The sequence below is a fragment of the Streptomyces sp. NPDC041108 genome, assembly GCF_055592645.1.
This window is the reverse complement of sequence record NZ_JBVIYK010000001.1, coordinates 1,332,866-1,343,352: the sequence shown is the minus strand read 5'-3', so window position 1 is coordinate 1,343,352 and position 10,487 is coordinate 1,332,866. Positions and strand designations below refer to the sequence as shown.

The window sequence follows — 10,487 nt, the reverse complement described above, 5'->3', positions numbered from 1 at the left end:
CACACCAAAAACGCAGTGGTGGTTGCGCGAAAAAAACAGGGGAGCCAGTGGGTCGTGGGGGGGGGGGAGAACACCCTCCCCCTTTTGGAAACTCCCCCCCCCCCCCCCCACGGCGATGGACCGCGCGGCCGTTCCGGCGCCGGCCGGCCCGCGGATCCACCAGCGCCCGCCGATCGGTACGGGGGGCCTCTCGCCCTCCGCGCAGCCGCGTCGTACCCTGCACTCATCCGATGACCGACCCCTGAGGAGCCGCGATGCGTGTCGCCCTGTTCCTGACCTGTGTCAACGACACGCTCTATCCGGACACCGGTCGCGCCGTGGTGAAACTGCTGACCAGGCTGGGGGTCGATGTCGACTTCCCGGAGGGGCAGACCTGCTGCGGGCAGGCGCACTACAACACCGGATACCGTCACGAGGCAGAGCCGCTTGCCCGGAAGTTCTCCGATGTATTCCGTGATTACGAGGCGATCGTGACGCCGTCCGGCTCCTGCGGCGCGATGGTGCGGGAGCTGTATCCGCGGATGGGTGAGCGGGCGCGGGCGGAGGGGCGGGGGGACACCCTGGCGCGGACGCTGGCGCCGGTCGTGCCGAAGACGTACGAGCTGACCGAGTTCCTGGTGGACGTGCTGGGTGTGACCGACGTCGGCGCGTACTACCCGCACAAGGTGACGTACCACCCGACCTGTCACGGGCTGCGGAGCCTCGGGCTGGGCGAACGGCCGCGGAAGCTGCTCGGCGCCGTGAAGGGGCTGGAGCTGGTGGAGCTGCCCGGCGCCGACGAGTGCTGCGGCTTCGGCGGCACCTTCGCCATGAAGAACTCCGATGTCTCGGCGGCCATGGGCGCGGACAAGGTGCGCAACGCCGAGTCGACGGGCGCCGAGGTGCTGTGCGCGGCCGACAACTCGTGCCTGATGCACCTCGGCGGCACGATGACCCGGCTGCGCACGGCCGTCCGGCCCGTGCACATCGCGGAGATCCTGGCGAGCACGGAAGAGGAGCCCCTCGCATGAGCGGGACATATCTCGGTATGCCGGCCTTCCCCGAGGCGGCGCACGAAGCCGTCCACGACGCGACCCTGCGCGGCAATCTGCGCCACGCCACGCACACCATCCGCGCCAAGCGCGCCGCCGCGGTGGCGGAGGTGTCCGACTGGGCCGCGCTGCGCGAGGCGGGCAAACAGATCAAGGACCACACGCTCCGCCATCTCGACCGGTATCTGGTGCAGTTGGAGGAGTCGGTCACGGCGGCGGGGGGCACGGTCCACTGGGCCGCCGACGCGGACGAGGCCAACCGGATCGTCACGTATCTCGTGAAGGCGACCGGGGAGAGCGAGGTCGTCAAGGTCAAGTCGATGGCCACCCAGGAGATCGGGCTGAACGAGGCGCTCGAAGCCGAGGGGATCCGCGCCTACGAGACCGACCTCGCCGAACTCATCGTCCAGCTGGGCAAGGACCGGCCCTCGCACATCCTCGTCCCCGCGATCCACCGCAACCGGGGCGAGATCCGGGACATCTTCGCGCGCGAGATGAGCGAGTGGGGCCGCCCGGCCCCCGAGGGTCTCACCGACACCCCCGCCGAGCTCGCGGAGGCCGCGCGGCTGCATCTGCGGGAGAAGTTCCTGCGGGCCAAGGTCGGCGTCTCCGGCGCCAACTTCATGGTCGCCGAGACCGGCACGATGGTGGTCGTGGAGTCGGAGGGCAACGGCCGGATGTGCCTCACCCTCCCCGAGACCCTGATCTCGGTCGTCGGCATCGAGAAGATCGTCCCGACCTGGCAGGACCTGGAGGTGTTCCTGCAGACCCTCCCCCGCTCCTCGACGGCCGAGCGGATGAACCCGTACACCTCCACCTGGACGGGCACGACGGACTCCGAGACGGCCGACGGGCCGCAGACCTTCCATCTGGTCCTCGTCGACAACGGCCGCACCGACACCCTCGCCGACGAGGTCGGCCGGCAGGCCCTGCGCTGCATCCGCTGCTCGGCCTGTCTCAACGTCTGCCCGGTGTACGAGCGGGCGGGCGGCCACGCGTACGGCTCGGTCTACCCGGGCCCGATCGGCGCCATCCTCAGCCCTCAGCTGCGGGGCACGCGGAGCGAGATCGACGCCTCCCTGCCGTACGCCTCCTCGCTGTGCGGCGCCTGCTACGAGGTGTGTCCGGTCGCCATCGACATCCCGGAGGTGCTGGTGCATCTGCGGGAGCGGGTCGCGCAGGGCGGCACCGTGACGGAACGGGGCACCAAGGTCGTGCTCAAGCCCGCCAAGGGGCACGCCGCCGAGCGGGCGGCGATGCGCGCGGCCCGCTGGGCGTTCAGCCACCCCGGCGCGCTGCGCGCCGGGCAGCGGATCGCCTCGCGCACCCGCCGGTTCCATCCCCGTACGCTGCCGGGCCCCGGCAGGGCGTGGAGTGCCAGTCGCGACCTCCCGAAGCTGCCCGCCGAGCCGTTCCGGGACTGGTGGCAGCGGACGAACGGCGGAAAGGACACGGGCAAGTGAGCAGCAGGGAACTGATCCTGGGCCGGGTGCGGCGTGCCCTCGCCGACGTGCCCCGGGACGACACCCCGTACGAGCGGGCCGTCCAGCGGGACTACCTCCGGGAGCACGGGGGGCTGGGCGCCGCGGAGACGGTGGAGTTGCTGGCGGAGAACCTGGCGGACTACCGGGCGATCGTGCACCGCTGCGAGGACGCGCGGCTGCCGCAGCTGCTCGCTCGGCTCCTGGCCGAGCGGGGCTCCGGGACCGTGCTGGTGCCGCCGGGGCTGCCGCCGCACTGGCTGGGGGCGGCCGACGCGACAGCGGTGCACGACCGCGCGTCGAGCACCGCGGACGAGCTGGACCGGGTCGACAGTGTGGTCACGGCCTGCGCCCTGGCCGTCGCCGAGACCGGCACCCTCGTCCTCGACGGCTCCGCCGACCAGGGCCGCCGTCGGATCACCCTGGTGCCCGACCATCACATCTGCGTCGTCCGGGTACCGGAACAGGTCGTGTCGTCGGTGCCGCGGGCCCTCGCACGTCTCGACCCGGCCCGCCCGCTGACCTGGATCTCCGGCCCGTCCGCGACCAGCGACATCGAGCTGGACCGGGTGGAGGGCGTGCACGGTCCGCGCACCCTGGAGGTGGTGCTGGTGACCGGGAGCGGCGACTAGGGCGGACCCGGGGTGCGGTCGGCCGGATCTCGACGGTGGGCGGTCGTTCCGACGGCTGTCCACCGGTCACGTACGTGGCGATCTTGCTAGGTTGGCGGCGGCCGAAGGTGCCAACACGGGGAGCATCCATGCCACTTGACCGTCCGTCGATCAACAGCGGTGTGCCGCACTCGGCCCGGATCTGGAACTACTGGCTCGGCGGCAAGGACTGCTACGAGATCGACCGGCAGGTCGGCGACGAGATCCGCGGGATGAACCCGCAGATCGTCGACATCGCCCGCGCCCAGCGGGCCTTCCTGCGCAGAGCGGTCACACATCTGACCGAGGAGGCCGGTTTACGCCAGTTCCTCGACATCGGCACCGGGCTGCCCACCGCGGACAACACCCACGAGGTCGCCCAGCACGCGGCCCGGGACGCGCGGATCGTCTACGTCGACAACGACCCGACGGTCCTCGCCCACGCCCACGCCCTGCTCACCAGCACCCCCGAGGGCACGACCGCCTTCGTCGCCGCCGACCTGCGCGACCCGGACACCATCCTGGACCGCGCGGCCGACACCCTGGACCTCACCCGGCCGGTGGGTCTGGTGCTGCTCGGGATCACGGCGCACGTACCCGACGAGAGCGTGTACGGCATCGTCGCCCGACTGCTGGACGCCCTGCCCTCGGGCAGCCATCTCGTGCTCGGCGACAGCACGGAGGTGTACCGGCCGGAGGCGATGCGCGCGATGGTCGCGCACTGGAACAAGGCGAGCGACAACCCGCGCGTCAACCGCTCCCCCGCACAGCTCACCCGCTTCTTCGACGGCCTGGAACCGCTGGCGCCCGGGCTCGTGTCCGTGGCGCGCTGGCGGGGCGGGCCGGGCGGCTTTGACGAGCCGTCGGAGGTGGACTGCTTCGGCGGCGTGGCCCGCAAGCCCTGAGGGCCGGGGCACGACGATGACGACACGCGCATCACGGCTCAGTCTTGGCCAAAGCTTCGGCGGCCACCTTCAGGTCGGACACCAGCCCCGCGAACGCGCCCTCGCGGTCGTCGGCGCGCAGGACGGCGGAGGGGTGGAGCGTGGCCACGACGTACGGCCCCGGCTCTCCGTCCGGGTGCAGGGGCAGCAGCGCCCCGCGGTCCCTGGTGACCCGGAAGGAGGCGCCGAGCAGCGCACGGCCCGCCGTCGCGCCGAGGACGACCACGACCTCGGGCCGGACCAGGCGCAGTTCGGCGAGCAGCCAGGGACGGCAGGCGGCGACCTCGCGCAGGTCGGGGGCCTTGTGGATACGGCGCTTGCCGCCGCCCGGGGGCCGGGTGAACTTGAAGTGCTTGACCGCGTTGGTCACATAGGCCGTGTCCCTGTCGATCCCGGCCTCCTCCAGCGCCCGGCGCAGCAGCCGCCCGGCGGGGCCGACGAACGGCTCGCCCTGCCGGTCCTCCTGGTCTCCCGGCTGCTCGCCGACGAGAAGGAGTCGTGCGGACTCGTCGCCCTTGCCGAAGACCGTGCCGGTGGCGTCCTCCCACAGGGGGCAGCCCCGGCAGTCGGCCGCGGCCCGACGGTGGGCGGGGAGACCGCCGCGGCTCGGGAGGTACGGGCCGGCGTCGTAGGTCCGCTCGTCACGCGCGTGTGTGGTGGGGCTCATCCGCAGCCGCCTCCTTCACCGGAACCGGGCTCTCCGCTCGCGCCCGGGTACCCCGGTCACCCGGGATCCACCACCTTGTCCCCCTGCCCCGGCCGGGAGGAGCCGTCGCAGGTGGGAGGCCGTGCGGGCGAGCCCCGGAACCGTTCGGGCGGTCACGCACGGTGGCTGGGGAAGCACAGCAAACTTGGGTTGTTCGTTTTCTTGAACTGTTCGTGTTTTTGAGGGTAGGTTGGCCCCATGACCGCATCCCAGCCTCCGAACACCGCCGAGGAGCTGCGCGGTGCCGGCCTGCGGGTGACGGCCGCGCGCGTGGCGCTGCTGGAGACCGTCCGGGACGGCGACCACCTCGGCGTCGAAGCGATCGCCTCGGGGGTGCGCGATCGCGTGGGCCACATATCGCTCCAGGCCGTGTACGAAGCCCTCGGCGCACTGGCGGGCGCGGGGCTCGTGCGCCGCCTCGAACCACCCGGCAGCCCCGCCCTGTACGAGGGCCGTGTCGGGGACAACCACCACCACCTCGTGTGCCGCAGTTGCGGTGTCGTGGTCGACGTCGACTGCGCGGTCGGGCACGCCCCGTGTCTGACCGCCGCCGACGACCGCGGCTTCGCGATCGACGAGGCCGAGGTCATCTACTGGGGCCTGTGTCCCCCCTGTTCCGCAGCCAGTAGTTCAGCACCGTGATCCACCAGTTCCGGAAGGACTCCCATGACTGAGAACCACGACGCGATCGTGACGGACGCGAAGCCCGAGGAGACGGGCGGCTGCCCGGTCGCCCACGGGCGTGCCGCGCACCCGACCCAGGGCGGCGGGAACCGTCAGTGGTGGCCGGAGCGCCTCAACCTGAAGATCCTCGCCAAGGACCCGGTCGTGGCGAACCCCCTCGGCGGAGAGTTCGACTACGCCGAGGCGTTCAACAACCTCGACCTGGCTGCCGTGAAGCAGGACATCGCCGAGGTGCTGACCACCTCGCAGGACTGGTGGCCGGCCGACTTCGGCAACTACGGCCCGCTGATGATCCGTATGGCCTGGCACAGCGCCGGCACGTACCGCATCAGCGACGGCCGCGGCGGTGGCGGCCGCGGTCAGCAGCGCTTCGCGCCGCTGAACAGCTGGCCGGACAACGGCAACCTGGACAAGGCCCGCCGTCTGCTGTGGCCGGTCAAGAAGAAGTACGGCCAGTCCATCTCCTGGGCCGACCTCATGATCCTCACCGGTAACGTCGCCCTGGAGCAGATGGGCTTCGAGACCTTCGGCTTCGCCGGCGGCCGCGCCGACGTCTGGGAGGCCGACGAGGACGTGTACTGGGGTCCCGAGACCACCTGGCTGGACGACCAGCGCTACACCGGCGACCGCGAGCTGGAGAACCCGCTCGGCGCCGTCCAGATGGGTCTGATCTACGTCAACCCGGAGGGCCCCAACGGCAACCCGGACCCGCTCGCCGCGGCCCGCGACATCCGTGAGACGTTCCGCCGCATGGCGATGGACGACGAGGAGACCGTCGCCCTCATCGCCGGTGGTCACACCTTCGGCAAGACGCACGGCGCCGGCCCCGCGGACAACGTGGGCGACGACCCCGAGGCCGCCTCCATGGAGGAGCAGGGCCTGGGCTGGAAGTCCACCTACGGCACCGGCAAGGGCGGCGACGCCATCACCTCCGGCCTGGAGGTCACCTGGACCGCCACGCCGACCCGGTGGAGCAACGGGTTCTTCAAGAACCTCTTCGAGTACGAGTACGAGCTGTCGGAGTCCCCGGCCGGCGCCAAGCAGTGGGTGGCCAAGGACGCCGAGGCGATCATCCCCGACGCCCACGACGCGTCGAAGAAGCACCTCCCGACGATGCTCACCACCGACCTGTCGCTCCGCTTCGACCCGATCTACGCGGAGATCTCGCGTCGCTTCTACGAGCACCCCGACCAGTTCGCGGACGCCTTCGCCCGCGCCTGGTTCAAGCTGACCCACCGTGACATGGGCCCGAAGTCGCTGTACCTCGGCCCGGAGGTCCCGGCGGAGACCCTGCTGTGGCAGGACCCGCTGCCGCAGGCCGAGGGCCCGGTCATCGACGCCGCCGACATCGCGGCGCTCAAGACCAAGCTGCTCGCCTCGGGTCTGACCGTCTCGCAGCTGGTGTCCACCGCGTGGGCGTCGGCCTCCACCTTCCGGTCCAGCGACAAGCGCGGCGGTGCCAACGGCGCCCGTATCCGCCTGGAGCCCCAGCGCGGCTGGGAGGTCAACAACCCGGACGACCTGCGTCACGTCCTGAGCGTCCTGGAGGGCGTCCAGGCGGACTTCAACGCCGGTGCCAAGAAGGTCTCCCTGGCCGACCTGATCGTCCTCGGCGGAGCCGCCGCGGTCGAGAAGGCCGCCAAGGACGCCGGTGTCGACGTCGAGGTGCCCTTCACCCCGGGCCGCGTGGACGCGACGGAGGAGCACACGGACGCCGAGTCGTTCGCGGCGCTGGAGCCGGCGGCCGACGGCTTCCGCAACTACCAGGGCAAGGGCAACCGCCTCCCCGCCGAGTACCTGCTGATCGACCGGGCGAACCTGCTCTCGCTGAGCGCCCCCGAGCTGACGGTCCTCGTCGGCGGTCTGCGGGTCCTGGGCGCCAACCACGCCCAGTCCTCGCACGGTGTCTTCACCGCCACCCCGGGTGTCCTCACCAACGACTTCTTCGTCAACCTGCTCGACCTGGGCACGACCTGGAAGTCCACCTCCGCCGACCAGACCCTCTTCGAGGGCCGTGACGCGGACACCGGCGAGGTCAAGTGGACCGGCACCCGTGCCGACCTCGTGTTCGGCTCGAACTCCGAGCTGCGCGCCCTCGCCGAGGTCTACGCGAGCGACGACGCCAAGGAGAAGTTCGTGAAGGACTTCGTCGCGGCGTGGGCCAAGGTCTCCGACCTGGACCGCTTCGACCTGGTCTGATCCTCCGGCTCACGGCGTCCGGGCCGGCCCCTCAGGGGCCGGCCCGGACGTCTTTGCGTCCGCGCCGGCCGTCCTGGTCCGGGCCGGAACCGGCAGTCGGCCCCGCGGCTCGCCGCGGCGGCCCCCGAGCTGTGGGGGGAGATGTCGGCGGGCGACACCGAGCGGCTCGGCTGCGGCGAGGGCGAGACGGTCGAGGTCCGCGCGCGCCGGAGCACCCCGCAGAGGCGGCTGCGGCTCACGGACGTACGGCCCCGGGTTGCTGTTCGTGCTCGCCGCCTGGAACCCCGCCTGCGGACAGTCCCTGTTCAGGACGGCCGCCGGGGCGGGGCGCTCACGGTGGGCGCGATGACCAGTTCCTCGATCACCGTGCGCGCGGGGAGCGTGACGCACAGCAGGACGGCCCGTGCCACGTCCTCCGGGCGCACCATGGCGGCCCGCCGCTCCTGGCTCGGCGGCACGGCGCGGCCGTCGTGGGCGGGGGTGTCGACCTCGCCGGGCAGGATGCAGGTCGCCCGGACGTGTGCGTCCCGGAACGCGGTGCGCAGATAGGCCATGAAGTTGCGCACGCCCGCCTTGGCCGCGCCGTACGGGGCGCCGCCGAGCGGGGTGGGACGCAGCGCGGCGAGCGAGGAGATCGTGATGATCGTGCCGCCGCCGCGCTCCAGCATGTCGGGGAGGACGGCCCGGGTGAGCAGGTACACCCCGGTGAGGTTGACGCCCATGACGGCGTTCCACTCATCCTCGCCGAGCCCGCGGACGTCGCCGGTCGGACCGGCACCGCCCGCGTTGTTGACGAGGATGTCCACGGGGCCCGCGGCCTCCCGGGCCCACGCGATCAGCTCCCGCACCTCGTCGGCGTTCTCCACATGCCCGCAGCGGGCGAAGGCCGTACCCCCGGCGTGCGTGACGGCGGCGGCGACCTCGTCGAGGACGTGCCTGCGCCGCCCGACGAGGACCACCCTCGCGCCCTCCCCGGCGAGCATCAGGGCCGTCTCCCGGCCGATTCCGGTGCCCGCCCCGGTGACCAGTGCGGTCCTCCCGTCGAGCGGTCTCGCGCGGGTCCCGTCCGGGTCGCCCATGTCGTCAGCCTCTCCGCTGTGAACTCGCCGCCGATGCAGGGCAGTTCACCGCGAACGGGGAGGGCGGGTCAACGGGCCGGCAGCCGGACCCCCAGCTCGTCCGCCGCCGACCGCAGCAGCGGGACCAGGGCGACGAGATCGTCCGTCGGACGGACGATCAGGCTGCTCGTTCTGGTCGGCGAGCACCCGCACGGCATCACCCATGGCACGCGCTGCTGGACACCAACCTCACCAGCGCCTTCCTCGTGGGCCGCGAGGTCGCCCGCCGTATGGCCCCCCGGGGCCACGGCAAGATCGTCAACATCTGCTCGCTGCAGAGCGAGGCGGTGCGCCCCGGTATCGCGCCCTGCTCCGCGGCCAAGGGCGGCCTGAAGACGCTCACCAAGGGCATGTGCGCCGACCTCGGGCCGCACGGCATCCAGGTCAACGGCATCGGCCCCGGCTACTTCGACACCGAACTCAGCTCCGCGCTGGTCACGGACGAGGAGTTCAGCGCCTGGGTGCGGGGGCGGACCCCCGCCGGCCGCTGGGGCCGGGTGGAGGACCTGGTCGGCGCCCTGCTCTTCCTCGCCTCCCCCGCCTCCGACTTCGTCAACGGGCAGCTGCTGTACGTCGACGGCGGCATGCTGTCTGTCCTGTGACCCGGCCGACCCCTCAAGGAGCCCCCATGCACGCGTGTGTTGTCCACGGAGCCGGCGACCTCCGCATCGAGGAGCGGCCGTCGGACGGTCCCGCGCCCGGTGAGATCGCGGTCGCCGTCACCCTCGGCGGGATCTGCGGTTCCGATCTGCACTACTACCACCGGGGCAGGGTCGGCGACTTCGCCCTGAGCGAGCCCATGGTGCTCGGCCACGAGGTGGTGGGCCGGGTCGCCGCGCTCGGGGCCGGCGTCGAGGGTCCGGACGCCCCCGCGGTGGGCACCGCCGTCGCGATCCACCCCGCCACGCCCTGCGGGGTCTGCCCCGAGTGCGCCCGCGGCACCCGCAACGTCTGCGCGCACACCCGCTACCTGGGCAGCGCGGCCCACACCCCGCATGTGCAGGGCGGGTTCGCGCAGCACATCACCGTGCCGGCGGGGCAGGTGCGGGAGCTGCCGCCGGGGCTCGGTATGCGACGTGCCGTGCTCGCCGAGCCGCTGGCGGTGGCCCTGCACGCCGTACGCCGGGCCGGTGCGGTGAGCGGCAGGCGGGTGCTGGTCACCGGGGCCGGTCCGATCGGCCTGCTGGTCGTGGCCGCGCTGCGGCACGCGGGCGCCGCCGAGGTCGTCGTCAGCGACCTCCACGAGGAGCCGCTCCGGATCGCCGGCGAGGTCGGCGCCACCGCCACCGTGCGGGCGGACCGGCCCGCCGATCCCGCCTGGGCCGGTGTCTTCGACCTCGCCGTGGAGGCGTCCGGGGCACCGGCCGGGCTGCGCAGCTGTGTGGAGCGGGTACGGCGGGGCGGCGTCGTGGTGATGCTCGGCCTGCTGCCACCGGGCGAGATCGGACTGCTCGGCAATGTCGCGGTCACCCGTGAGCTGGAACTGCGCGGGTCCTTCCGCTTCGACACCGAGTTCGACGAGGCCCTGTCCCTGCTGGCCCAGGGCCTCCCGGTCGACGCGGTCGTCACGCACACCTTCCCGTTGGCGCGGTCCGTCGACGCGTTCGACACGGCTCAGGACCGCACGATCGCCTCCAAGGTGCTGCTGGATCTGTCAGGGGAGGAGTGAGGGGA

Annotated in this window: 9 protein-coding genes and 1 pseudogene; 8 read left to right on the top strand and 2 right to left on the bottom strand. The window is 72.4% G+C overall.

The annotated features are described in order from the left end of the window. Positions 1-254: 254 nt before the first annotated feature. The 4 genes from ACZ6BB_RS05720 to ACZ6BB_RS05705 all read left to right on the top strand — a co-directional run bounded on the left by ACZ6BB_RS05720 (position 255) and on the right by ACZ6BB_RS05705 (position 4,067). Positions 255-1,010, top strand: a complete 756-nt coding sequence (locus ACZ6BB_RS05720; protein WP_383882382.1) for a (Fe-S)-binding protein — start codon at positions 255-257, stop codon at positions 1,008-1,010. Continuing rightward, complete coding sequence (locus ACZ6BB_RS05715; RefSeq protein WP_471614034.1) at positions 1,007-2,494, top strand: LutB/LldF family L-lactate oxidation iron-sulfur protein; 1,488 nt, start codon at positions 1,007-1,009, stop codon at positions 2,492-2,494. The genes ACZ6BB_RS05720 and ACZ6BB_RS05715 overlap by 4 nt, the downstream gene beginning before the upstream one ends. Further along, positions 2,491-3,144, top strand: a complete 654-nt coding sequence (locus tag ACZ6BB_RS05710) for a LutC/YkgG family protein (RefSeq protein ID WP_471614033.1) — start codon at positions 2,491-2,493, stop codon at positions 3,142-3,144. The genes ACZ6BB_RS05715 and ACZ6BB_RS05710 overlap by 4 nt, the downstream gene beginning before the upstream one ends. Before the next feature lie 128 nt (positions 3,145-3,272). Continuing rightward, positions 3,273-4,067: an SAM-dependent methyltransferase gene (locus tag ACZ6BB_RS05705; protein ID WP_471614032.1), complete on the top strand. Its 795-nt coding sequence runs from the start codon at positions 3,273-3,275 to the stop codon at positions 4,065-4,067. Between the two features lie 31 nt (positions 4,068-4,098). Here the strand turns inward: ACZ6BB_RS05705 and ACZ6BB_RS05700 are convergent, their stop codons facing one another. Beyond that, complete coding sequence (locus ACZ6BB_RS05700) at positions 4,099-4,773, bottom strand: UdgX family uracil-DNA binding protein (RefSeq protein WP_471614031.1); 675 nt, start codon at positions 4,771-4,773, stop codon at positions 4,099-4,101. Positions 4,774-5,010: 237 nt separating this feature from the next. On the opposite strand from ACZ6BB_RS05700, the gene ACZ6BB_RS05695 reads away from it, so the two are divergent. After that, on the top strand, positions 5,011-5,454 hold the full coding sequence (locus ACZ6BB_RS05695) for a Fur family transcriptional regulator (RefSeq protein WP_471614030.1): 444 nt from the start codon (positions 5,011-5,013) through the stop codon (positions 5,452-5,454). A 24-nt stretch (positions 5,455-5,478) separates the two neighbouring features. Next, the gene (katG, locus tag ACZ6BB_RS05690; RefSeq protein ID WP_471614029.1) at positions 5,479-7,695 is read left to right on the top strand and encodes a catalase/peroxidase HPI; all 2,217 of its coding nucleotides are present in this window, start codon (positions 5,479-5,481) and stop codon (positions 7,693-7,695) included. A gap of 305 nt (positions 7,696-8,000) precedes the next feature. On the opposite strand, the gene ACZ6BB_RS05685 is transcribed toward katG, so the two are convergent. Beyond that, complete coding sequence (locus tag ACZ6BB_RS05685) at positions 8,001-8,774, bottom strand: SDR family oxidoreductase (RefSeq protein ID WP_471614028.1); 774 nt, start codon at positions 8,772-8,774, stop codon at positions 8,001-8,003. 203 nt (positions 8,775-8,977) lie between these two features. On the opposite strand from ACZ6BB_RS05685, the pseudogene ACZ6BB_RS05680 reads away from it, so the two are divergent. Together ACZ6BB_RS05680 and ACZ6BB_RS05675 are read left to right on the top strand one after the other, a co-directional pair. Next, a pseudogene (locus tag ACZ6BB_RS05680) lies at positions 8,978-9,415 on the top strand (SDR family oxidoreductase); the annotation flags it as partial. Between the two features lie 26 nt (positions 9,416-9,441). Then, the gene (locus ACZ6BB_RS05675) at positions 9,442-10,482 is read left to right on the top strand and encodes an L-idonate 5-dehydrogenase (RefSeq protein WP_471614027.1); all 1,041 of its coding nucleotides are present in this window, start codon (positions 9,442-9,444) and stop codon (positions 10,480-10,482) included. The last annotated feature ends 5 nt before the right edge of the window (positions 10,483-10,487 follow it).

Bases quoted from the DNA above. Each gene is read 5' to 3' on its own strand.
- ACZ6BB_RS05720 (WP_383882382.1), top strand. From the start codon at position 255: ATGCGTGTCGCCCTGTTCCTGACCTGTGTCAACGACACGCTCTATCCG.
- ACZ6BB_RS05715 (WP_471614034.1), top strand. From the start codon at position 1,007: ATGAGCGGGACATATCTCGGTATGCCGGCCTTCCCCGAGGCGGCGCAC.
- ACZ6BB_RS05705 (WP_471614032.1), top strand. From the start codon at position 3,273: ATGCCACTTGACCGTCCGTCGATCAACAGCGGTGTGCCGCACTCGGCC.
- ACZ6BB_RS05700 (WP_471614031.1), bottom strand. From the start codon at position 4,773: ATGAGCCCCACCACACACGCGCGTGACGAGCGGACCTACGACGCCGGC.
- ACZ6BB_RS05695 (WP_471614030.1), top strand. From the start codon at position 5,011: ATGACCGCATCCCAGCCTCCGAACACCGCCGAGGAGCTGCGCGGTGCC.
- katG (WP_471614029.1), top strand. From the start codon at position 5,479: ATGACTGAGAACCACGACGCGATCGTGACGGACGCGAAGCCCGAGGAG.
- ACZ6BB_RS05685 (WP_471614028.1), bottom strand. From the start codon at position 8,774: ATGGGCGACCCGGACGGGACCCGCGCGAGACCGCTCGACGGGAGGACC.
- ACZ6BB_RS05675 (WP_471614027.1), top strand. From the start codon at position 9,442: ATGCACGCGTGTGTTGTCCACGGAGCCGGCGACCTCCGCATCGAGGAG.